The sequence below is a fragment of the Rhizobium sp. 57MFTsu3.2 genome, assembly GCF_012932765.1.
Classification (GTDB): Bacteria; Pseudomonadota; Alphaproteobacteria; order Rhizobiales; family Rhizobiaceae; genus Rhizobium; species Rhizobium altiplani.
Map to the genome: position 1 here is coordinate 17,084 of NZ_JDWI01000016.1, position 23,748 is coordinate 40,831.

General features: G+C 60.9%; 21 protein-coding genes. 13 read left to right on the plus strand and 8 right to left on the minus strand.

The window, feature by feature from the left end; translation table 11 throughout:
* Positions 1–41: 41 nt before the first annotated feature.
* The 3 genes from AF71_RS17485 to AF71_RS17495 form a co-directional block, all read right to left on the minus strand.
* Entirely contained in the window at positions 42–950 is a 909-nt protein-coding gene (locus AF71_RS17485; RefSeq protein ID WP_113471945.1) for a LysR family transcriptional regulator, read from the minus strand.
* 170 nt (positions 951–1,120) lie between these two features.
* A complete protein-coding gene (locus tag AF71_RS17490) occupies positions 1,121–3,013 on the minus strand; it encodes a DUF882 domain-containing protein (protein WP_169682305.1) in 1,893 nt (630 codons plus the stop codon).
* 178 nt (positions 3,014–3,191) lie between these two features.
* Entirely contained in the window at positions 3,192–4,745 is a 1,554-nt protein-coding gene (locus AF71_RS17495; protein ID WP_113470654.1) for a sigma-54 dependent transcriptional regulator, read from the minus strand.
* A 205-nt stretch (positions 4,746–4,950) separates the two neighbouring features.
* Between AF71_RS17495 and AF71_RS17500 the strand changes: the two genes are divergently transcribed.
* From AF71_RS17500 to AF71_RS17510, 3 genes are read left to right on the plus strand one after another with little or no spacing between them, the layout of a single operon-like run.
* Positions 4,951–6,810 carry a M3 family oligoendopeptidase gene (locus AF71_RS17500; protein WP_113470653.1) on the plus strand — a complete coding sequence of 620 codons (1,860 nt, stop codon included), beginning with the start codon at positions 4,951–4,953 and terminating at the stop codon, positions 6,808–6,810.
* Positions 6,811–6,831: 21 nt separating this feature from the next.
* A complete protein-coding gene (locus AF71_RS17505; protein WP_169682307.1) occupies positions 6,832–7,992 on the plus strand; it encodes an aminodeoxychorismate synthase component I in 1,161 nt (386 codons plus the stop codon).
* Positions 7,989–8,615, plus strand: coding sequence for an aminotransferase class IV family protein (locus tag AF71_RS17510; RefSeq protein ID WP_169682309.1), 627 nt, complete (start codon positions 7,989–7,991; stop codon positions 8,613–8,615). The genes AF71_RS17505 and AF71_RS17510 overlap by 4 nt, the downstream gene beginning before the upstream one ends.
* On the opposite strand, the gene AF71_RS17515 is transcribed toward AF71_RS17510, so the two are convergent.
* Positions 8,612–9,520 carry a GGDEF domain-containing protein gene (locus tag AF71_RS17515; protein ID WP_169682311.1) on the minus strand — a complete coding sequence of 303 codons (909 nt, stop codon included), beginning with the start codon at positions 9,518–9,520 and terminating at the stop codon, positions 8,612–8,614. The two genes, AF71_RS17510 and AF71_RS17515, sit on opposite strands and share 4 nt — an antisense overlap.
* A 133-nt stretch (positions 9,521–9,653) precedes the next feature.
* Here AF71_RS17515 and AF71_RS17520 point away from each other — a divergent pair, with 133 nt between their 5' ends.
* From AF71_RS17520 to hemH, 7 genes are all read left to right on the plus strand, one after another.
* Positions 9,654–9,938, plus strand: coding sequence for a YciI family protein (locus AF71_RS17520; RefSeq protein WP_018856047.1), 285 nt, complete (start codon positions 9,654–9,656; stop codon positions 9,936–9,938).
* Between the two features lie 150 nt (positions 9,939–10,088).
* Positions 10,089–11,057 (plus strand): MBL fold metallo-hydrolase, encoded by a 969-nt coding sequence (locus AF71_RS17525; RefSeq protein WP_169682314.1) that lies wholly within the window; start codon positions 10,089–10,091, stop codon positions 11,055–11,057.
* Positions 11,058–11,157: 100 nt separating this feature from the next.
* Entirely contained in the window at positions 11,158–12,033 is an 876-nt protein-coding gene (locus tag AF71_RS17530) for a DUF3445 domain-containing protein (RefSeq protein WP_169682316.1), read from the plus strand.
* 133 nt (positions 12,034–12,166) lie between these two features.
* Complete coding sequence (locus AF71_RS17535) at positions 12,167–13,618, plus strand: homospermidine synthase (RefSeq protein WP_062373039.1); 1,452 nt, start codon at positions 12,167–12,169, stop codon at positions 13,616–13,618.
* A 170-nt stretch (positions 13,619–13,788) separates the two neighbouring features.
* Positions 13,789–14,157, plus strand: coding sequence for an outer membrane lipoprotein Omp10 (omp10, locus tag AF71_RS17540; protein WP_018859923.1), 369 nt, complete (start codon positions 13,789–13,791; stop codon positions 14,155–14,157).
* A gap of 400 nt (positions 14,158–14,557) precedes the next feature.
* Positions 14,558–16,441, plus strand: a complete 1,884-nt coding sequence (locus AF71_RS17545; protein WP_169682318.1) for a bifunctional metallophosphatase/5'-nucleotidase — start codon at positions 14,558–14,560, stop codon at positions 16,439–16,441.
* 122 nt (positions 16,442–16,563) lie between these two features.
* Positions 16,564–17,601 carry a ferrochelatase gene (gene hemH / locus AF71_RS17550; RefSeq protein ID WP_169682321.1) on the plus strand — a complete coding sequence of 346 codons (1,038 nt, stop codon included), beginning with the start codon at positions 16,564–16,566 and terminating at the stop codon, positions 17,599–17,601.
* Here the strand turns inward: hemH and queE are convergent, their stop codons facing one another.
* From queE to queC, 3 genes are read right to left on the minus strand one after another with little or no spacing between them, the layout of a single operon-like run.
* Positions 17,602–18,339 carry a 7-carboxy-7-deazaguanine synthase QueE gene (gene queE / locus AF71_RS17555; RefSeq protein WP_113470646.1) on the minus strand — a complete coding sequence of 246 codons (738 nt, stop codon included), beginning with the start codon at positions 18,337–18,339 and terminating at the stop codon, positions 17,602–17,604.
* Positions 18,336–18,692, minus strand: a complete 357-nt coding sequence (queD, locus tag AF71_RS17560) for a 6-carboxytetrahydropterin synthase QueD (RefSeq protein WP_018859919.1) — start codon at positions 18,690–18,692, stop codon at positions 18,336–18,338. The genes queE and queD overlap by 4 nt, the downstream gene beginning before the upstream one ends.
* Positions 18,692–19,402: a 7-cyano-7-deazaguanine synthase QueC gene (queC, locus tag AF71_RS17565; protein WP_018859918.1), complete on the minus strand. Its 711-nt coding sequence runs from the start codon at positions 19,400–19,402 to the stop codon at positions 18,692–18,694. The genes queD and queC overlap by 1 nt, the downstream gene beginning before the upstream one ends.
* Positions 19,403–19,605: 203 nt before the next feature.
* On the opposite strand from queC, the gene AF71_RS17570 reads away from it, so the two are divergent.
* Positions 19,606–20,613, plus strand: coding sequence for an SPFH domain-containing protein (locus AF71_RS17570; protein ID WP_018859917.1), 1,008 nt, complete (start codon positions 19,606–19,608; stop codon positions 20,611–20,613).
* A gap of 3 nt (positions 20,614–20,616) precedes the next feature.
* Complete coding sequence (locus tag AF71_RS17575) at positions 20,617–21,072, plus strand: NfeD family protein (protein WP_018859916.1); 456 nt, start codon at positions 20,617–20,619, stop codon at positions 21,070–21,072.
* Here the strand turns inward: AF71_RS17575 and AF71_RS17580 are convergent, their stop codons facing one another.
* Positions 21,073–22,068 (minus strand): KpsF/GutQ family sugar-phosphate isomerase, encoded by a 996-nt coding sequence (locus tag AF71_RS17580; protein WP_169682323.1) that lies wholly within the window; start codon positions 22,066–22,068, stop codon positions 21,073–21,075. It abuts the gene before it with no gap.
* A gap of 125 nt (positions 22,069–22,193) precedes the next feature.
* Here AF71_RS17580 and AF71_RS17585 point away from each other — a divergent pair, with 125 nt between their 5' ends.
* Complete coding sequence (locus tag AF71_RS17585) at positions 22,194–23,717, plus strand: outer membrane beta-barrel protein (protein WP_169682325.1); 1,524 nt, start codon at positions 22,194–22,196, stop codon at positions 23,715–23,717.
* The last annotated feature ends 31 nt before the right edge of the window (positions 23,718–23,748 follow it).

Genomic DNA, 23,748 nt, shown 5'->3' on the forward strand with positions numbered 1-23,748 from the left:
AAAACGAAGTGCCTGGGTTGTAAGAAGGTTGCGCGCCGAGGTCAGCCGCTTGGAGGTGAGAGGCCGTCCCTGCCCCTCGAGGCAATGAGGACATCGTGAAAAGCCTCGAACGCGTCCGATCGGTCACCCTTGCGGCGAACGAGAAAGGTCTCCACTGCGCCAATATCGCGGGTGACGATATCGGCGGGCCAGCGCAGAAGGTCGTAGACGGAGCGCGGCATGACGCCGAAGGCGTTGCCGGCGACAATGCTGGCGAGGATCGCATGATAGGAGCCGAGCTCGAGCGTGCGCGGCGAAGCGGCGTCCTCAGCCCACTCCTCGGCCATGCGCCGATAGGTGCAGCCTGGTTCCATCACGGCGAGCGTCCCGACACGCAGATCGGCTGCGGCTTTCACCTCGGGATGCTTCGGCGGAAGGACGAGGATCAGATCCTCGAGATAGATCCGCCGCGCTTCAAACCGGCCGAGGTCGAGATCGGCATAGCGCGTCTCGTCCAGCGACGTCTGCGGCGGCCGCGCGATCAACGCGCAATCCAGCTCTTCGGCGAGCACGCTCTGCATGAGCTCCCGTGTCGCCCCCATCGTCAATTGCAGGGAAACGTCGGGCCACAGCGACCCGAACCGCCTGATGACGTCGGGGAGTCGGCTCGCGGCCGTGCTTTCCATCGTTCCGACGCGCATCACGCCCGATGCAGCCAGCGGCCGCACGGCCTGCTTTGCTTCCACGGCCAGATCGGCAAGACGTGTCGCATAGGATAGAAAGATCGTGCCTTCGCGCGTCAACGACATCTTTTTGCCGTCTCGAGAAAACAGCGCCACCCCAAGATCCTCTTCGAGCTGCTGGACGCGCGTCGTGACGTTCGACGGCACACGCCCCACTGCGGCCGCCGCCTTCGTGACGCTGGAATGCGCCGCGACTGCCTTGAAGATTTCAATTGACGACAGATCCATATATTCGCTCGAAAAGAATACGGGAGGCGCTTTATTCTCTAAATGGAAACGAAAATCAACCGCTCTTTCTGGGATGTGACCGCGTTGCCCGATTTTTCCGCCCTGGCCCGGAAAACAAAAGAGCCGCCGGATTGCTCCGACGGCTCTTCGAAATTCTTGTTCTGTCCGACTTAGTTCGAGTCGAACTTCCGCACTTCCATGAAGTTGACCGCAGTGCCGCTGAAGCGGCCCGGATCGATGGAGGCTGTCTTCGTGAAGCCCTCGGCATAGACCGCGGTCGGCTGGGCACGAAGCGTCTGGCTGACGAAGCGAGGCGCCTTGACCGGCTTGGTGACCATTTCCATGCGGGCATTGGTGAGCGCCCACTGCGAGATGATCTTCTGCGTCAGCTTCGGCTCGGTGCGAACCGTTGCGCGGCTGGCGTCGGCCTCTGCCGCCTCATGCTTCGTCGGGCGGCCGCCCTTGGTCGGCAGGCCCTGCGACAGTCCATTCGCATCGGTCGGCTTCGGTGCATCGAACGCATCGCCGAAGCTTGCGGACTTCGTCGCCGGCACCAGAGCGGCAAGCTGCAATTGCGGCCTTTCGCCCGGAACCTTTTGCGGCATTGCCGCGTTAATAGCCTGCTCGACGCTCGTGACCGGCGCCTGGTTGGATGCGACTTGACGATCGCCATCAACATTTTGCTGGTCGAGGGCATCGGCAACGGCCGGAGAAAGCGTATCTTCCTGGTCCACCATGTCGTCCTCAGCTTCGGCATCGGCACTCGCCGCGGCCAGAAGCTTCTCGGCAAGCGCCGGTCGTTCACCCGGCGTCGGAACCGCTGTGAGATTCCCCGTCATCGCAGATGGATCAGCCGAGGCGACTTCCGCGTCTCCTGGAGAGCGGCGCGGTCCGAGTAGGGAAGGAACCGGTACGCTGTAGGCGCTGAGATCCGCGAACTGCTGCTGACCTTGCTCGGTCACAGCGGAAAGGGCTTGCTGCGCTGCATTTCCGGATTGCGGAGCGACGAGGGCGCTGGCCATCTCGCTACCGCCTGGCTGATTGGCGAACGCCGGACGCACCTGCGGAATCGGCGCGTTTACACTTGCGACTTCAGTAGCCTGCGCGGGCGCTTGCTCGCCGGGATTGGCGGCGTTCGGCATGTTAGCCGCTGGCGGCGTCGCCTTCGCGACCGCCACTGCTGCGCTGCTATCATCATCGGAGCTGTCTTCGGCCTCGTCGGCGCCGCCTCCAAACAGGGCTGCAAACAGCGTCTTATGCTTTGGCTGATCGCCGACCGACGAGCCCGAATAGGCGCCGGAGCTTGCCATCTGCACCTGCGTCGAGCTCACGCGACGCTTGTAATCGGCCACCGCCTGCTCGTAGCCCGGCAGCGGACGGCCATCCGATGGGATGTGCATCGTGTTGCCGTTCGGGAAGAGCCGGACCAGTTCTTCGCGGCTCATGCGCGGCCAGGCGCGGACGCCGCCGACGTCCATGTGGACGAAGGGAGAGCCGGATTTCGGATAGAATCCAACGCCGCCGACCTGCATTTTCATGCCGATGCCGCGCAAAGTGGCCAGTTTGACGTCGGGAATGAAGAAATCCATCGCCTTTCCAAGCATATGCTGGCTCTTCTCGGCGACGCCGGAATTGCGCGAACGCGACTTCAGCATGGCGTTGGTGGCCGGAGAACGGAAGCCGCAGACGACGTTGATGTAGTCGCGCGAGCCGCTCTGACGGTAGACTTCCCAGATGAGGTCGAAAAGGCGCGGGTCCATGTTCGTCGGCTGGTTCTTACGCCAGTCGCGAAGGAACCGGTTCAGTTGCTGGAGACCCTTCGGGTCAAACCGGCCGTTGCGCTTGTAGGTGATGACGGCTTTTTCGCCGGTATGGACGAAATAGAGTTTGAGACTACGCGTTTCGCCTGCCGCCTCGGAAGGCGAACTGACTAGAACAGGCGACGAAACGGCGAGTGCGAGAAGGGCGGCCATAGCCGTCCTAAACACCTTTCCGCAAAGGCCCGTGGACCTTGTGCGCCAGTTCAAGCGCGAAGGTCTCGTATTCCGATTCAGATCCGGCAACTCAATCCCCGTCAGACAGCCGATGGTCCCTCTTTGACACCGTTGACTGTTAAATGCGGTCACACGATGGCAAAAATGCCACACGCGTTCAACCTTTTCTTTACATAGTGAACAGCCCACTAACAAGTGGTTTATGTTTCGTAACAAAAGATGATTGCCGGAGTGTTAATTAGAAAACCTATGCCGCGTCCTTCAGCGGATTGTCGGGGTCTATGCCGTAATCCTTGAGTTTCCGGTACAATGTGGACCTTCCGATACCCAATTTCCGAGCCACTTGACTCATCTGCCCCCGATAGAATTTAAGGGCGAATCGGATCAGTTCTTCCTCCACATCCGCGAGCTTGCGCACATCCCCGGCAGGGTTTGTGCTCGCAATTGCGTTGTCGGGCGCCTCCGTGATTCGTGCAACCGCCTCTTCGACGCTGGCCTGATGGGCCGGATAATCGGTGGCTGAAAAGTCGTTTTGTCGATCGACACGCGTGTTGTCGGCGACCAGCGCCAAATGATCAACGACCTCGTATTCGGGCAGCTGTGCCGCAATCTGCGGGAAATCCGCTTCGGTCAGCTCACCGCCTTCGGCGAGGACCACCGCGCGGAAAATCGCGTTCTCGAGCTGGCGGATATTGCCCGGCCAGTCATAGGCTGTGAGCAAAGCCAATGCACCGGAGCTAACCGACATACGACGGCCGTTCTTCTGCTCGCTCGAGAAGCGCTCGGTGAAGACGCGCACGAGATGCGGAATGTCTTCCTTTCGCTTGCGGAGCGCGGGAATGGTGATCGGGAAGACATTCAGGCGATAGTAGAGGTCCTCGCGGAAGTGGCCGTTCTTGACCTCTTCGATCAGATCCTTGTTTGTCGCCGAAATCAGCCGGACATTGACCTTGTGCGCAGTGCGCGCGCCAACGGTCTCAATTTCCCCCTGCTGGACGGCGCGCAGCAGCTTGACTTGAACCTCGAGCGGCAGGTCGCCGATCTCATCGAGGAAGATGGTGCCGCCATCGGCTTCCATGAACTTGCCGATATGCTTTTCGGTGGCACCGGTGAAGGCGCCCTTTTCGTGGCCGAAGAGAATGCTTTCGACCAGATTGTGCGGAATGGCGCCGCAATTGACCGTGACGAATGGCTTGCCGGAACGGTCGCTGCCGGACTGGATCGCACGGGCGACCAGTTCCTTGCCGACGCCGGACTCGCCTTCAAGCACGACAGGAATGTTCGACTGCGCTGCGCGCTGCGCCAGATCGATGACGCGGAGCATTGCCGGGCTGGCCGAAACGATGTCATCGAAGCCGACGGCGCCGGAGCGCGATCGGCGGCCGGCGCGTGCCTTGACCTCGCGCTGGTCGAGCTTCAGGGCGTTGGAGATCGAATTGGCAATCCGCTCCGGAGAGACCGGCTTGACGACGAAATCGAAGGCGCCGGCGCGCATTGCCTGCACCACGGTCTCGATACCGCCCTGCCCTGTCTGGACAATCACCGGAACATGCGTGCCGAATTCGTGCAGTGCCTCGAGGAATTCGAGGCCCGTCATCTCCGGCATCATCAGGTCGAGAACGATGACATTATAGAGGCCGCTGCCTCTCTTCACCATCTCCAGCCCGATCCGGCCGTTTTCCGCCTGATGGACGACGTGGCCGTGACGCTCTATCGCGTTCTTGAGCAGTCGACGCTGGATCGGGTCGTCCTCGACGACGAGTATCTGCGCTGCACCCTTGAGCTCATGGTAACCGGTCATTGCTGCCTCACTTCATGCGAAACCTGAGAGGCACTTTGGCAGAAAGGCTTGAACATCCAGTTTTGAGAAACAATTGCATTTTAACGTTTGTGACGAGGCCGAATCCGACCCGAAACGGAGCTTGTGGGCAGGCGAAAGCCCCTTGATGCCAAGCCTTTAGCGGCATAGACAGTCAAGCCTGTCGCAAAAGAGGAAGAGGACCCCGATGATGAAAAACACGCTCTCCGGCACCGCCATTAATTTTTCGGCAAGTTCTGCTGCCTCCGCGACCGACGCCGCTCTGGGCGAACTGCCGACCTGGAAGCTGCAGGATCTCTACCCCTCCGCAACGTCCACGGCCTTTACCGCCGACATGGAGAAGGCCGGCAGACAGGCAATCGCCTTCGAAGAGAAGTGGAAGGGCAAGCTTGCCGATGCCGCGACAAAAAAAGGCGCCGAGGGCATCGGTCAGGCACTGAAGGAGTATGAGGCGCTGGACGACATTATCGGGCGCCTCGGCTCCTTTGCCGGCCTTACTTATTTCTCCGACACATCGAACCCGGTGAACGGCAAGCTCTATGGTGACGCCCAGACAAAGATCACCGAATTCTCCAGCCATCTGTTGTTTTTTGCGCTTGAACTCAATCGCATCGACGACGCCGTCATCAATGCCTGCATGGCAAACGACCCGGATGCCGGCCACTACCGACCCTGGCTCATCGACCTGCGCAAGGACAAGCCCTATCAGCTGGAAGACAAGCTCGAACAGCTGTTCCTAGAAAAATCGATGACCTCGGCGGCTGCCTTTAACCGCCTGTTCGACGAGACGATGGCGGACCTGCGCTTCGAGGTCGACGGCGAGAAGCTGCCGCTCGAAGTCACGCTGAACATGCTCCAGGAAAAGGATCCTGAGGTTCGCCATAAGGCTGCGATGGCGCTGGCGAAGACCTTCAAGGAAAACCTGCGCATCTTCGCGCTGATCACCAACACGCTCGCCAAGGATAAGGACATCTCGGACCGCTGGCGCGGCTTCGAGGACATTGCTGACAGCAGGCATCTTGCCAACCGTGTCGAGCGCGAGGTGGTCGACGCGCTGGCGGCTGCCGTCAAGGAAGCCTATCCCCGCCTCTCGCACCGATACTACAAGATGAAGGCAAAATGGCTCGGCATGGACCAAATGAACTTCTGGGACCGCAACGCACCGCTGCCGGAAACCTCCAATGCCGTGATTTCCTGGAACGAGGCGAAGGACACGGTGCTGTCGGCCTATGGCAACTTTGCGCCGGAGATGGCCGCAATCGCCAAGCGCTTCTTCGACGAGCAGTGGATCGACGCCCCCGTCCGCCCCGGCAAGGCGCCCGGCGCCTTCGCGCACCCGACCGTTCCGTCGGCGCACCCCTATGTGCTCGTCAACTATCTCGGCAAGCCGCGCGACGTGATGACGCTCGCCCACGAGCTTGGCCATGGCGTCCATCAGGTTCTGGCCGGCGCCCAGGGCGCGCTTATGTGCCAGACGCCGCTGACGCTTGCCGAAACCGCATCCGTCTTCGGCGAAATGCTGACTTTCCGCGCCCTTCTCGACAAGACCAAGGACAAGCGTGAGCGCAAGGCGATGCTTGCCCAGAAGGTCGAGGACATGATCAATACGGTCGTGCGCCAAATCGCCTTCTACGAGTTCGAGCGCAAAGTCCACACCGCCCGCAAGGCCGGCGAACTGACATCGGATGATATCGGAGAACTCTGGCTCTCAGTGCAATCCGAAAGCCTCGGGCCGGCGATCAAGATCTCGGAAGGCTACGAGACCTACTGGGCTTATATCCCGCACTTCATCCACTCGCCCTTCTACGTCTACGCCTACGCCTTCGGCGATTGCCTGGTGAACTCGCTCTATGCCGTCTACCAGAAGGCCGACAAGGGCTTTCAGGAGAAGTATTTCGAGCTTCTGAAGGCGGGCGGCACCAAGCATCATTCGGAGCTTTTGAAGCCATTCGGCCTCGACGCCACCGATCCGTCGTTCTGGAGCAAGGGGTTGTCGATGATCGAAGGGCTGATCGACGAATTGGAAGCACTTGATAAGAGCGCATAAGCTCTCGATCCAAAGGCAGGCATGACCAAGGCTGAACGCTACGTTCTGTTCCGGGATGACACGACCGGGCAAGTGATGCTCTTTTCCGATCCGTCGGAGATCATCATTGCCCGGACGCGCGCCGAGTTCCTTGCGGGCCTTGCCCGTATGGAAGAGGCAAAAGCGGCTGGCAAATGGCTGGCGGGCTACATGGCTTATGAAGCCGGCTACCTCTTCGAGGAAAAGCTCGCCGCTTTCCTGCCTGAAGGCCGGGAGACGCCGCTGCTCGCCTTCGGCGTCTTCGATACTCCCGAAGCCGGTATCCATCCTCTCGCGCAGCAGACACACCGCAGCGAAAACGACGAATTCCTGAGCGAGCCCAAGGCCGGTTGGGACTTTGCTCGATATAAAGAGCGATTCGATCGCCTGCATTGGCACCTACGTCAGGGCGATTGCTACCAGGCAAACCTCACCATGCCGATCACCGCCCGCTGGTCCGGCGATCCGCGCGCCGCCTTCTGGTCGCTGATTTCGAGGCAGCCTGTGAAATACGGCGCGCTGGTCGATCTCGGCGGCCCCATCCTGCTTTCACGCTCGCCCGAGCTCTTCTTCCGCACCGACGAAGAGGGCTGGATCGAAACACATCCGATGAAGGGAACGGCAAAACGCGGGGCCGATGATACCGAGGACGCGGCAATCGTCGCCGCGATGCGCGACGACATAAAGACGCAAGCCGAAAACCGCATGATCGTCGATCTGCTGCGCAACGACATCTCGCGCATCACGGAGGTCGGCACCCTGGATGTCCCGAAACTCTTCGACATCGAGACCTATCCGACCGTCCACCAGATGGTCAGCCACGTGCAGGCGAAACTCCTTCCGAATCTGACCATTCGCGATATCTTCGCTGCCCTCTTTCCCTGCGGATCGATCACCGGCGCCCCAAAACTCAGTGCCATGCAGATCCTGCACGCGCTGGAAGACACACCGCGCGACGCCTATTGCGGCGCGATCGGCATGATTGCGCCCGGCGGCGGCATGCGCTTCTCGGTGGCGATCCGCACCATTAGCCTCTTTTCCGATGGCAAGGCGGTCTTCAACGTCGGCGGCGGCATCGTCTTTGATTCCACCGCCGAAGCCGAATACGAGGAGTGCCTGCTGAAAGCGCGGTTTGCGATCGGCGATCAGGAGATCGTGCGATGAACGACTTCTCGCTGCTCGAAACACTGCGTTGGGAACCCGAAGCCGGTTTCGTCAGGCTGCGCCTGCACCTGGCGCGCCTCTCCCGCTCCGCGCGCCGCATCGGCTTTCCAGACCCCACGGATGCTACCGCGAAACTGAAAGAAGCGGTTAGCTGCGCCACAACGGCACGGCGAACGCGTCTGACGCTCGACCGGCTGGGGCAGATCGAGATCACCACGGCTCCCTTCGCGCCGATCCCAGAAGGCACCACATGGAAGGTCCGGATTGCCGAAACCCGTCTCGATTCCGCCGACAAATTGCTGCGGATGAAAACGACGCGCCGTGGTGTCTACGAGACCGCACGCGCCGACTATCCGTCGTCCGAAGTTGACGAAGTTCTGCTTCTGAACGAGCGCGGCGAGGTCTGCGAAGGCACCATCACCTCAGTCTTTCTCGACGACGGATCAGGCGTGTTGCGCACGCCACCAATCTCCTGCGGCCTGCTCGCCGGCGTCTTGCGCACCGAGTTGATCTGCCAGCGCAAGGCGCGGGTTGGACGCATCTCTGTCCACGATCTGACAGCCGGAACACTCTATATGGGTAATTCGTTGCGCGGACTGATACCGGCCCGCCTCCTCAGCTAGGCCACGATCTTCAACCGATCGCGGCCGCTTTGCTTGGCGTGATACAGGGCTTCGTCGGCGCGGGCATAGACCTCGCGCGCCGTCTCTCCTGGCCGCAACTCCGCCAACCCTGCAGAGCAGGTGTAAGAGAAGGACGGTGCGGTGGGTATAGGACGCGCGCCGCGCACCATTCCGATGAGGCGTTCTATGATCAGTTCGGCCTGCGCCAGGGTCGTATCCGGCAGGATCAACATGAATTCCTCGCCGCCGATCCGCCCGAAGCTGTCACGTCGGCGGATAACCGGCTGCACGCGGCGTGAGAAATCAATCAGCACATCGTCGCCGAACTGGTGGCCATAGATGTCATTGATGCGCTTGAAGAAATCAAGGTCGATGATGCAGATGCAGCCCACAGTGCCGGGATTGGCAGAGGCCTGCCCCGCGATCAGGCTCTCCAGCGCCGCCATCATGAAGCGACGGTTGGAAATACTGGTCAACTCATCCGTCTGCGAGGCCCGCAGCGCAAAGTCGCGGTCCTGCCGTACGTCTCGCCCGCTTTGCTTCAGAGAGGTGATGTCGCTAGCAACACAAAGCATCCAGCCGTCTTTCTGCACGGTCTCGGTCATCCAGAACCAGCGACCGTCGACGACGTCGGTTTCGAACGCCCTGAACGGCAGCTTGCCCCGGCGCGATTGCGCGGAAACGAGCCAAGTCTCGAAATCAGCAGTGCGAATGATCGTCCCCTTGCCCGCCTTCGTATTGCGCCGCATGAGTTCCGACCACAAGGGAGTCTCGTCCGGTTCGATGGCGAAAGTCGAACGAAAGGCAGCATTTGCATAGCGCAACCGGTCTTCCTGATCGTAAACGGCGATCAGGACCGCGCTTTCTTCCTGCAATTCGGCAAGCCGCTCAGATATCTGGTTCATCCAATTGTTCCGGGGCACGCTGCAAACAATGGTTCGCACTTTGGCGCAGAGCTCAAAAAAGAAGATGGATGGCTCGGCGCCGATTGAATATTCACATGCATCGGAACACAACACCCCGAAAGGAAATTCTGCGATGTTCATCCTCGCCCTGACCTATGTGAAGCCGAACGAGGAAGCCGACAGGCATATGGAGCCGCATATGGCCTGGGTCAAGGAAGGCTATGCAAAAGGCTGGTTCCTCGCCTCCGGCCGCAAGGTGCCGCGAACTGGCGGCGTGGTGCTCGCGGTCGGTCAGCATGCCGAAATCGAGGCCTACGTCGCAAAAGATCCCTTCACGGTGCATGGCATCGCCGAATACGAGATCACCGAGGTCGCCATCACCACGACTATCGAGGGATTGGATATTTTAAAGGGCTGATTCACAACCGGCGCACCGCCAATTCACTGTGCTCTACTTGGAGCACGGGCCGCCCCAAACTTAGGTGTACCTCGACCGCCAAAACGCTTCACCATAGAGTCCGCATGGTCCGTTGCCCGATATGTCTCTCACGAAAGACAGGAGCGCATTATGTCACAGGCTGAAGCAAAACGCGGTACGATGGGTCAGCAGAAGTCAGGTATGACCCAGAACAACACCTCACAGCCCGGAAGATTGCGGCCCGAAGAGTTGGTCCCGTCGCGCTACGCGGTCCGGGTCGGTGAGATTGACGTGCTGGTGGTCAGCGATGGGGTACTGCCGCTTCCAACCGCGATGTTGGGACATAACGCCGACCCGACCGCCCGGGCGGCTTGGCTTAAGGACATGTTCCTGCCGCCGGACGCTTTCGACTGGGCGCTGAACGTGGTCGTGGTGCGCAGCGGCGGGCAGACCATACTCATCGACGCTGGGCTGGGATTGGACCCGGACTTGAACTTGCCGCGGGCCGGGCAGTTGACCAAGCGACTGGAGGCGGCTGGCATCGATCTTGGATCCGTCACCGACATCGTGCTCACCCACATGCACATGGACCATGTTGGCGGGCTGCTCGTCGACGGAGTGAAGGAACGGCTGCGGCCGGACCTGCGGATTCACGTGGCGGCCGCCGAGGTCAAATTCTGGGAGTCGCCCGATTTCTCCCGCGTCTCGATGCCGCCGGGGTTCCCGGACGCGCTTCGGGCGGCCGCCAAACGTTTCACGGAAGAATACCGCAGCCATCTGCGGCTGTTCGATGAAGAGCAAGCGGTAGCGCCGGGCGTGGTCGCCACACGTACCGGCGGTCACACCCCTGGGCACAGCGTGGTCCGCGTGGCGTCCGGCAACGATCGGCTGATGTTTGCCGGCGACGCCGTGTTCGCGGTCGGGTTCGAACACCCCGACTGGTATAACGGTTTCGAACACGATCCAGAAGAAGCGGCCCGCGTCCGGGTCCGACTTTTGCGGGAGCTGGCGGAGACCGGCGGACTGCTGGTGGCTACTCATCTGCCGTTCCCGTCCGTTGGCCACGTTGCAGTCGAGGGCGACGATTTTCGTTGGGTGCCGGTCTTCTGGGACTACTGAGGGCTTGTCGGGTCAGGGCATGAGCCAAATCTGGCCCCATCCGGACAGTCTGTGGCGGACGGTCTTCCATCGGGGGACATTGGCGGCATAGAGTGCGATCATGACGCCTCTGACCTATACACCCTATGGCGGCTCCGCCCGGCCTTTCACCATCGGTTTGATGCCGCTCGATCCTAGCCGCTGGATCGAGCCGGATGACGATTGGGCCCGCTATGTCGGCGAGAAACGACGCCTGATCGAGACACATCGCGACGAGATCTTCGTTGCCGAGGCGGATACCGCGGAAGCACAGCAGGAGGTCTTCGATCTCCTGCTGGCTTATCTTGCGGAATATCATCCGAAGCTTGCCGACAGCGTTGCCCATGCAACCGAGCGGGATGCACCGCCCCTGCTGCGTGCCGGCCTGCTGGTGCAGGACGATCTCGTCATCATGCGACGTAGGGAAGACGGCTGGCATCTTGTCGCCGGCTTTGTCGCCTTCCCGTCCTCATGGTCGCTGCAGGAGAAGTTCGGTCGCCCGATGCAGGAAATTCACGCCGACGTGCCCGGTTTCGGCGAAGGTACGCGTAACGCGACACTCATCACCCGCATCTTCGATAACCTGCAGGTTTCGCAACCTGTGGAACGGCTGAACTGGTCCGTGAACGTCACGGATGAACTATTTTTGCCACTCTCCAAACACCGCCGCCCGCCGTCGGCCGACCCGTTCACGCTCGCCGAGCGCTTTGCTCGCGTCGAGCGCCAGACGCTGCACAAACTGCCGAAGTCGGGCGATATTCTGTTTACCATCCGCGTCTATGTCGATTCGATAGCCGCGATCGCCGACCACCCGAATGCCGCCAAACTTGCCGGAAGCTTCGCCGCGCAGCTGGATAGTCTCGATGAGCAGCAGGCGGCCTATAAAGGTCTGATACTGCAGAAGGCCGAACTCGTCGCGAAGCTTCGAGCGCTCGCGGACACCCTCTCTCCCGCCTGAGTTTTATGCTCTTGCTCTTTATTGTGACGCCGTTTTGTGGTTAGAGCCGATAATCTCGCATTCTCTGCGCAATTTCCAGATGAATTCCTAAAGGCCCATCGCCTTCGTCGCCTTCCACAGGAGAAAAGAAAGAATGACGGAACAAACCCACCCGGTATATGCCGAAATTACTGGCCCGATCGTGATGATCGGCTTTGGCTCCATCGGCCGCGGTACCCTGCCGCTGATCGAGCGCCACTTCAAATTCGACAAGAGCCGGATGGTAGTCATCGACCCGCGCGACGACGCAGATCACACCGAAATCATGGCAAAGCATGGCGTGAAGCACATCAAGGCTCATGTCACGAAGGAAAACTACAAGGAACTGCTGAAACCGCTTCTGACCGAAGGCAGTGGCCAGGGTTTTTGCGTCAATCTCTCCGTCGACACCGGTTCGGTCGACCTGATGAAGCTCTGCCGCAAGCTCGGCGCTCTCTACATCGATACCGTCATCGAGCCCTGGCTCGGTTTCTACTTCGACAAGAGCATGAAGAATGCCGACCGCACCAACTACGCACTGCGTGAAACTCTTCGCAAGGAAAAGGCGAAGAACCCGGGCGGTCCGACTGCTGTCTCCACCTGCGGCGCAAACCCGGGTATGGTTTCGTGGTTCGTCAAGAAGGCGCTCGTCAACCTCGCCAACGATATCGGTGTGAAGTTCGAAGAGCCGGATCAGCACGACCGCGAAGGCTGGGCGAAGCTGATGAAGAAGGTCGGCGTCAAGGGCATCCACATCGCCGAGCGCGACACGCAGCGTACCAAGCATCCGAAGCCGCTTAACGTCTTCTGGAACACCTGGTCGGTTGAAGGCTTCATCTCCGAAGGCTTGCAGCCGGCCGAACTCGGCTGGGGCACCCACGAAAACTGGATGCCGAAGAACGGCAAGAAGCACAAGAAGGGTTGCAAGGCTGGTATCTACCTCGAGCAGCCGGGCGCCAACACTCGCGTCCGCACGTGGTGCCCGACCCCCGGTCCGCAGTACGGCTTCCTCGTAACGCACAACGAGGCGATCTCGATCGCCGACTTCTTCACCGTTCGCGACAAGGACGGCGAAGTCACCTTCCGTCCGACCTGCCACTACGCCTACCATCCGGCGAACGACGCGGTTCTCTCGATGCATGAGATGTTCGGCAACGGCGGCAACCCGCAGCCGGTTCACCACGTTCTCGACGAGGACGAGTTGGAGGACGGCATCGACGAACTCGGCGTCCTGCTCTACGGCCATGAGAAGAACGCTTACTGGTACGGTTCCCGCCTGTCGCTGGAGGAAACGCGCCGCATCGCGCCTTACCAGAACGCGACGGGCATGCAGGTCACCTCCGCCGTTCTCGCCGGCATGGTCTGGGCCCTTGAAAATCCGACGGCCGGTATCGTCGAAGCCGACGAAATCGACTACAAGCGCTGCCTCGAGGTGCAGAGCCGGTACCTCGGCCCGGTCGAAGGCCACTACACCGAGTGGACGCCGCTGGAAGGTCGCCCGGGGCTCTTCCCGGAAGAGATCGACACCAAGGATCCGTGGCAGTTCAAGAACATCCTCGTTCGCTGATGCCAGCCCGAACCGCATTTGAAGATGCCCGCCTTGCGGCGGGCATTTTTGTAACGCCTGCTGTATAAATGCCGTCATGAGACCTTGAAGTCTTGCCTTAACTACCGGCTCGCGCCATGTGTTTCACAACCACACGGATAGTTCTCGTTCCGAAGCCCCGGGAGAAACTCATGAGAATCAGACCCCTCCTTGTCCTCATCGGCGCGTCCGCGGCGTTGAGCGCCTGCACCACGTCGTCGCCGCGCCCGGTACCGGTCGCTGCAACCCCGGCTCAGACAGGCGTTGAGGGTTCATGGTCGGATCCGAACGGCATCATCTCCACATTCCAGGCCGGAACCTTCACCACGCGCACGACCGACAGCAACCAGCTTCTCGCGTCGGGCACTTATGTGAACACCTCCCCGTCGCTGGTCGAGATCAACATGACCTCGCTGGTGCGCAAGACGCAATCCAAGGTCAACTGCGCGCTGGTGACCCAGAGCCAGCTCAATTGCACCTCCGACGCCGGTTCCCAATTCACGCTTACGCGCCGCATGTAGAGCTGTAAGGTTCGATTTGCGTTGGACTAAATGGTTCTGGTCTGCCAAAAGGCCCCGAGGACGCGACCGCCGTTATTTATAGAACGGGGTCGGGCGACCGATTGACGTCACGTTGCTGCCGCGAGATCACGCTGGCCGTCCTCAAATTCTCAACAAGCCGGTTTCAGAGGATGACTGCGTTCGCAGCCTGAGCGGATTTTCCTCGTTCGAAAAAAGAAAGCAGCTCTAGGGTTTGTTGAAAGCAGCCTCTCGCGAGGTTTTTCGTTTACCGCCCTTGGAATGCGCCGCTTCTGTCACAGCTTTTTCTCTTGCCGCCGCTAAATGCTTGGTGGAAACATTGATCACCTAGGGACGGCGGAGCGCAGGGGATATGGCTTCGCCGAAAAATCAGGAGAGCAGGATGACGAATTTTCAGTTCGGTCTGTTGACCGCGTCGATGTTGGCGCTGTCAAGCAGCGCCGCTTTTGCCGATTACGAACTCAATATCCTTCACATCAACGATTTCCATTCGCGCATCGAGTCGATCAACAAGTTCGATTCCACCTGCTCGGCCGAGGAAGAAGGCAAGAAGGAATGCTTCGGCGGCGCCGCCCGCCTGAAGACCGCGATCGACCAGCGTCGCGCCGCCCTGAACGGCAAGAACACGCTGCTGCTGAATGCCGGCGACAATTTCCAGGGATCGCTCTTCTACACGACCTACAAGGGCGCGGTCGAAGCCGAAATGCTGAATGACATGAAGTTCGACGTCATGACCGTCGGCAACCACGAGTTCGACGACAGCGAGGATGGCCTGGCGACCTTCCTCGACAAGGTGCAATTCCCAGTCATTTCGGCCAATGTCCTGGCCGGTGACGGCTCCAAGCTCGGCGATCGCATCAAGCCTTCGCTGGTGCTCGAGGTCGGCGGCCAGAAGATTGGCATCGTCGGCGCCGTGACCAACGATACCGAAGAACTGTCCTCGCCCGGCCCGAAGGTGATGATCGCCGACGACGTGCAGACCATCACCGCGGCCGTCGAAGACTTGAAGAAGCAAGGCATCAACAAGATCATCGCGCTGACCCATGTCGGCTATCCGCGCGACCTCGCAGCCATCGCCAAGATCCCCGATGTCGACGTCGTCGTCGGCGGCCATTCGCACAGCCTGCTGTCCAACACCGACCCGAAGGCGGAAGGCCCCTACCCGACGATGGTCGACAATCCCGGCGGCTACAAGGTGCCGGTGGTTCAGGCGGCATCGTACAGCAAGTATCTCGGCGACCTCGTCGTCACCTTCGATGACAACGGCGTCGTCAAGGACGCCAAGGGCGACCCGATCCTGATCGATTTCTCCTTCACTCCGGATCCGAGCCTCACCGCGCGTATCGCCGAACTCGCCAAGCCGATCGAAGAACTGCGCAAGAAGGTCATCGGTTCCAGCGAAGCCCCGATCCAAGGCGACCGCACTGTCTGCCGAGTCGAGGAATGCTCAATGGGCAACCTCGTCGCCGACGCCATGCTCGACCGCGGCAAGAGCCAGGGCATGAGCGTCGCCATCCAGAATGGCGGCGGTCTGCGCGCCTCGATCGATGCCGGCGACGTCACTCAGGGCGAAGTCATCACCGTGCTGCCGTTCCAGAACACGCTGGCGACCTTCCAGCTGACGGGTGCCGATATCCGCAAGGCTCTCGAAAATGGCCTGAGCCAGATTGAACAGGGCGCCGGCCGTTTCCCTCAGGTATCGGGCTTGAAATACACCTTCGATAAGACCAAACCTGCCGGCAGCCGCCTCGTTTCCGTCGAAGCGAAGGAAGGCGACGCCTATGTGGTGCTCGACGATGCTAAGACCTACGGCGTCGTCACCAACAACTTCATGCGTGCAGGTGGCGATGGCTACTCGATCTTCGAGACGGCGGGCAAGAATGCCTACGACTTCGGACCGGACCTCGCCGACGTGACTGCCGAATATCTTGCAGCGCACTCGCCCTACAAGCCTTATACGGACGGTCGCGTGACCGAAGTCGCAGCCTCCGGTACCCAGGCAGCTGCCACGACGGCACCCGCACAGGCCGCGCCCGCCTCCCCGGCAGCACCGGCCGCTTCTACGGCACCCACCGCGGCAGCTCCGGCAGCGCTCGCCCCGAATACGCCGACCAACCACGTCATCGCCGCCGGCGATACGCTTTGGGATCTCTCCAAGCAGTTCTATGGCGAGGGCGCGCTCTGGAAGAAGATTTCCGACGCCAACGGCACGCCGGCGCCACGCCACCTGACGATCGGTAAGGAACTGCAGATTCCGTCGAAGTAAGACGATTTGTCTCGATTCTGAAAGCCGGTCCGGGGTTCCGCGGACCGGCTTTTGTTTCTATAGGGTGAACCACCGAAGTCCGGCTGCGTGTGAGCCGGTCAGACAAGACACCAAGGGTTTAAATGACGACCATTGAAACTGCGCACCGCCCGGTGGACCACCCGCCCGTCAAATCAGGCAAGGTCGGCGTCCTGCTCGTTAATCTGGGCACGCCCGATGGCACCGATTACACGTCCATGCGCCGTTACCTGAAGGAATTCCTGACCGACAAGCGCGTCATCGAGTGGTCACCCTGGAAGTGGTACCCGATCCTCTTCGGCATCGTCCTCAACACGCGCCCGCAAAAGGTGGGCAAGGCCTATGAGACGATCTGGAACAAGGACAGGAACGAGAGCTACCTGCGCACCTACACGCGCAACCAGTCCGATCTCATGGCCGAACGCTTGAAGGACCTGCCAAACGTGAAGGTGGAATGGGCAATGCGCTATGGCACGCCCTCGATTCCATCGCGCATCGAGGCGCTGAAGGACGAGGGTTGCGATCGCATCGTTCTTTTCCCGCTTTATCCGCAATACGCCGCCGCAACGACGGCAACCGTCAACGACAAGGCCTTCCAGCAGCTACTGAAGATGCGCTGGCAGCCGGCGCTGCGGACCGTCCCTGACTATCACGACGACGAGACCTACATCGAAGCGCTTGCCAATTCGGTGAAGAACCATTTGGCGACGCTCGACTGGCAGCCGGACATGGTACTCGCCTCCTTCCACGGCATTCCTATGTCCTATTTCAAGCTTGGCGATCCCTATTATTGCCAGTGCCAGAAGACCGGCCGCCTGCTGCGCGAACGGCTGGGACTGCCGGAAGACAAGTTCATGGTGACCTTCCAATCCCGTTTCGGGCCGGAAGAGTGGCTGCAGCCCTATACCGACAAGACGGTGGAGAAGCTGGCCCAAGACGGCGTCAAGAAGATCGCCGTTCTGAACCCCGGTTTCGTGTCCGACTGTCTGGAGACACTGGAAGAAATCGCCGAGCAGGCCGCTCATTCCTTCCATGAGAATGGCGGCGAGAAGTTCGCTCACATCCCCTGCCTCAACGACAGCGAGGATGGCATGCGAGTGCTCGAAAAGGTCGTTCGCCGCGAACTGCTCGGCTGGGCCTGATCAGACGCCGCGCTTGTTGCCCCAGAGCAGAACATGCAACTGGGGCAGCACACGGGCCTCGAACCACCGGTCCTCGGTCACCTTGTCGACCAGCCACAGCATCCTGTCCATGATACCGTCGATATCGACGCGCGCATCGTCGTCGTCAGGCGGCGGAGGCGTGTGGTTCCCCGGCTGCAGATAGACGGGCAGATCGGGATAGCGCGCCGCCGCCTCGCGGGCATAGGCATAGTCGCGGTCGTCGAAGACGACGATCTTCAGCGCGATATCGGGCCCGCAGGCCGCCATCTTGAGACAGACCTCGAACGCATCCCAATCCGTCGCCATGCCGCTCGAGGGCGGCTTCGGGCTCAGCACCAGCACATCAAGATCGGCAAACCACTCCTTGGCGACGCTCCCCTGCGTTTCCAGCGCGAATCTGTAGCCTTGCTCATGCCCATGCGCGATCAGACCGCCAAGCGGCTGGATCGCCGGGTTGCCACCCGAAAGCGAGACCATCAGAGGCTTGCCGCCGGAGAGCCGCGTCACCTCCGCCCATATGCCATCGACGGTCATCGGCAGCCATTGATCGCGATACTCGCTATCCACAGCATGCAGGCTGTCGCACCAAGAACAGCGATAATCGCAGCCGCCGGTGCGAACGAAGACGGTCGGCAGGCCGATCAGGACGCCTTCCCCCTGGATCGTCGGCCCGAAGATCTCGCTGACGCGGATCTGGGCCTCGCGAGCCCCGCTCACGGTCGGTATTCCGCCCAGGTCTTCGGTGTCTCGCTGACGCGCACGGCGGAAGTCTCCGGCAGTCGCTCCTTGCACCAGTCGTAGAAGTGCTTGGCGAGATATTCCGAGGTCACGCGATCATGGCCGAACACCTCATTCAGATGCCGATGGTCGAAGCGCTCGTCGATGTAGCGCTTCAGCGGCGAAAGCTCTTGATAGTCTCGAACGAAGCCGTTCTCGTCGAGTTCGGCGGCGGCCAGTTCCACCACGACGATATAGTTGTGACCGTGCAGGCGAGCACACTGGTGATCGGCGGGCAGATGCGTCAGCTGATGCGACGCGGAAAAGTGAAACTCCTTGGTGATGCGAAACATCACTTCACCTCCCTGGCCGAATAGCCTGCTGTGGCCGCCACCCAGAAATCCGGATCCTCGTATTCCGTGGGGTCGGCGACGCCGGCCAGATGAAAGGCCTCGCGCCGCTCGACGCAGGTGCCGCACCGTCCGCAATGGCGCGTACCGCCCTTGTAGCAGGACCATGTCTCGGCAAATGGCGTCCCGTATTTCGCACCATCGGTAACGATATCGGCTTTCGAGACGTTGACGTAGGGAGCGAGCAGCGAAACACTGGCATAGCCATCCAGCGCCTGGTTCTGCATCTCCTGGAAAGCATCGATGAAGCCCGGGCGGCAATCGGGATAGATGAAGTGGTCGCCGCCATGCACGGCAACGGCGACCGCGTCGGCTTTCTGGGCCGCTGCGAGACCGAACGCGATTGCAAGCATGATTGCGTTGCGGTTCGGCACCACGGTCGCCTTCATCGTCTCCTCGGCATAGTGGCCGTCGGGCACGTCGACATCGTCGGTCAGGGCCGAACCCGTCAGGTGCCGGCCGATGGTGCGGATGTCGATGATCTGGTGCGGTACGCCGAGCCGCTTGGCGCAGGCTGTGGCAAAGTCCAGTTCCTTGCGGTGGCGCTGTCCGTAATCGAAGGAAAGCAGGCTGATAAGCTGATGCTCCGCCGCCACGCGATGGGCGAGCGAAATGGAGTCCAATCCGCCGGAGCAGATGACGATCGTCTTCATGATGAGGATCCCTTGTTTTGACCGGGTGGGCTGCGACCGGTATTTCCTGCGCGCCTTCTAATGCAAAGCGCTCCCGTTGTGAATAGTCGACTGACATCCCATATCGAATCCATAAACCGGATAGCTTCGCCAGCCGAAGATGCTGGCGTTTCAGGCCGGCTCGTCTAAGGTTGCATCAGTCGATTCTATCGCGGGGGAGTTTCATGGTTCTGAGTGGCTTCGATATCGTCGTCATAGCACTGGTGATCTTCGTCATCCTCGTGCTGTTTGCAGGCATCAAGATCGTGCCGCAGGGCTACCGCTACACCCTCGAGCGTTTCGGCCGCTATACGCGCACGCTGGAGCCCGGCCTCAACCTCATCACCCCCTTCATCGAGCGTATCGGCGCCCGCATGAACGTCATGGAACAGGTCCTGAACGTGCCGACCCAGGAGGTTATAACCAAGGATAACGCCTCCATCTCGACCGACGCCGTCGCTTTCTACCAGGTCCTCAACGCCGCCGAGGCAGCCTATCAGGTCGCGAACCTCGAGAATGCCGTCTTGAACCTGACGATGACCAACATCCGTACCGTCATGGGGTCGATGGATCTCGACGAATTGCTCTCGAACCGTGATGCCATCAACGACCGGCTGCTGCACGTCGTCGACGATGCCGTCCGGCCTTGGGGCATCAAGGTGACGCGCATCGAGATCAAGGACATCCAGCCACCACGCGACCTGGTGGACGCCATGGCGCGGCAGATGAAGGCCGAACGCGAGAAGCGCGCGCAGGTGCTGGAGGCCGAAGGCTCCCGTAACGCTCAGATCCTGCGTGCCGAGGGCTCCAAGCAATCGGCAATCCTGCAGGCCGAGGGTCAGCGCGAAGCCGCCTTCCGCAACGCCGAGGCTCGAGAACGCCTCGCCGAAGCAGAAGCCAAGGCAACCAAGATGGTGTCGGAGGCGATTGCATCGGGCAACATTCAGGCCGTCAACTATTTCGTAGCCCAGAAATATACCGAAGCTCTCACCGCGATCGGTACCGCCGGTAGTTCGAAGGTCGTGCTGATGCCGGTCGAGGCTTCGTCCATCATCGGCTCGCTTGGCGGCATTGGAGCGATCGCCAGGGAGGTCTTCGGCGACAACCCGACGCCGCCGCCACCACCACGCCAGCAGTCAACCCCGCGAACCACCCCGGCCGTCAACCCCTTCAACCCGCCAACGGAGCGCTGAGCCATGATCGCCAGCCTCGTCGCGGAACTCGGACCCTGGAGCTGGTGGATCGCCGGCTTGGTGCTGCTGGCCGCAGAATTGATCGCGCCGGGCGTCTTCCTTGTCTGGATCGGGCTTGCCGCCCTTATCGTCGGCATGCTGTCGCTACTGTTCTGGGACAGCAGCTTCTGGCTTTGGCAGGTTCAGGCCATCCTCTTTGCGCTTCTTGCAGTCGTGGCAACGGTGGTCGGCCGCAAGCTGACCCTGCAGCACGGTGAAACCGATCAGCCTTTCCTCAATCAGCGGGCCGAAAGCCTCATCGGGCGCACCGCGACGCTGGCGGAGCCCATCCGCGAAGGGCGCGGTCGTATTCGCCTCGACGATACGTTCTGGCTCGTAAACGGCCCGGACCTGCCTGTAGGCACCAAGGTAAAGGTGGTGGCGAGCAGCGGGCGCGATCTGACGGTAGAACAGGTCTGATCAGGCCACGCCGATCCGAAGCAGATCATGGAAGTGCACGAGCCCGATCGGGCGGTTGTCGTCGTCGACCACGATCAGTGCTCCGATGCTGTGCTGGTTGAGCATGGCAAGCGCGGCCGTTGCCAGCACTGTCGGCTTCACCGTCTTTGGTGTCCGCGTCATGATATCGTCGACAACGAGCTCGGAGAGGTTGCGCGTCAGGTTGCGTGCCAGGTCGCCTTCCGTGATGATGCCGCAGAGGCGCTCATCGTCGTCCAGAATACCGACGCAGCCGAAATGCTTCCGAGACAACGTCGAGATCGCCAGCGGCACCGGCGTTCCCTTGGCCACCAACGGGACGCGATCGCCCGTATGCATGATATCGGCGACATGGCTGAGACTCGCCCCGAGTTTGCCGCCCGGATGGAACACGTGAAAGTCGCGCGCCGTAAAGCCTCGTGCCTCAAGCAGCGCGATGGCAAGCGCATCGCCCATGGCGAGCTGCATCAGCGTCGAAGTGGTCGGAGCCAGCCCATGCGGACAGGCCTCTTCCTCGTTCGGCATCAACAGGACAATGTCGGATGCCGTGGCAAGCGACGATCTTTCGGAACATGTGACGGCAATCAGCGGAATCGAGAACCGGCGCGTATAGCCGATGATGCTGCGAAGCTCGGCACTTTCGCCGCCCTTGGAAAGGGCAAGGACGATATCCGTCGTGCCGATCATCCCGAGATCGCCATGGTTTGCCTCGGCCGCATGGACAAAGAAGGCCGGCGTTCCTGTCGACGCCAGCGTCGCCGCGATCTTCACACCGATGTGGCCGCTCTTGCCGACGCCTGTAACGATGACGCGACCGGTGACGCCGTTGATCGTCTCGACGGCCCGCATGAAAGGCCCGGCCAAGCCGTCGTCAAAAGCTCGCTCCAGGGCCTCAAGCGCCCGCCTCTCGGTGCCGATTGTCCGTTTCGCAGACTCCAGGACACCGTTTTCGATGACATTTACCGCTCTCTTGATCATGGCACTGCGTTAGCGGTTTTCATCCGCCGTGTCCATCGGCTGCCCTCACGGGCATCGCAGCGCAACGAATGGTTAACCACAAGCCTTTACGTTCGGGTAACGCTTCGACGCATGCCAGGATACACATGAGCCATTGGAAGGACACGAGCAGTCTCACGCCGCTCCGCGCGACGGGCTTTGCCGTGTCCATGGCTCTGATGGCAGGCACTTTCCTCGCGCCCCACGCCGTACTTGCGCAGTCGACGCCCGTTTCCAACAGCTCGATCCGCTCGTCCACCGCACCTGCTGCTGCGGCGGTGGAGGATGAAAGCGATATCCCTGAAACACCGGCCGGCACTATGTCAACGGCCGACAATGCGGCGCCAGCAGCCACTGCTGCGCCGATTGCGGCTGCCGATCAAAAACCGAGCGACGAGACGACCGGTGCGATCCTCGATGAGGACATGATACGCCTCAACACGCGCGAAGCGCCGCTCGACGAGCGGCTGCCGGCCCGCAAGCCGGAGCCGAATCCGGCGGCCGAGGAAACGCCGGGCATCAGCATCGGCACCTTCGTCCTGCGTCCGACCGTTACCCAGAGCATCAACACCGAGACGCAGAAGGACGCCGGCATCAAACAGACGCGTGGCTTCCTCGAAACGGATCTGCACGCCACGATGACCTCCGACTGGGCGCTGCACCAACTCACGGTGACCACCGACGGCGCCTGGCAGAAGAACGTCAGCGGCGAAGGCGAGGAACAGCCGGATTTCAGGATCGACGGCGACCTGCGGCTCGATCTTCCCGAGGATACGACCGCACATATCATCGGCGGCTACCATTTCTACCGCGAAGACACTGATGATCCGAATGCCATCCAGAACGCGGACCAGCAATCGGATGTTCAGGAATTCAGCACCGGCGCCTCGATCGAACGCGACTTCGGCATCCTGCGCGGCAACACCGCTATCGATGTCAGCCGTACGATCTATTCCGACGCGACATTGTCCGATGGAACGACCGTTTCGCTGGCCGATCGCAACGAGACGAGCGGCACGATCCGCGGCCGCATCGGCTACGAGCTTTCCCCGGCTCTCATCCCCTTCATCGAAGGCAATGTCGGCAAGACGGTCTATGACGAGAGTATCGATTCCGCCGGCTTCCGCAGGTCGGGAGATAGCTATGGCGCCAAGGTCGGCGTCGAACTCGATTTGGGTGAAAAGCTCCGCGGCGAGGTCGGGGTTGGCTATCAGACTGCCACCTTCGACGACGACCGCCTCTCGGACATCGACGCGGCCGTGGTGGATGCTCAGCTATTCTGGTCGCCGCTCAGAGGTACGGACGTCAACATCGGCCTGCTGACAAGCATCAACCCGTCGACCACAGCTGGCGAATCCGGCTACGTTTCGCATGCTTTGACGACGGGCGTCACGCATCAACTGCGTGATAATCTGACAGGCACTGTCCTCGGCGGCATCATCTATCGCGACTATCCGTCGGATAGCCCGACCAGCGACGAGACGGTCTACACCACGAGCGCCGGGCTGACCTGGAACATCAACCGCTACCTCGATATGACCAGCACCATTGGCTACGAGCTGACGTCCCGCAAGACAAGCAGCGATTCCGAGCAATGGCGGGCCGGCGTCGGTGTGAAACTGAAGCACTGAAACGAAATCCGCCTCCAAGTGGGAGCCTTGG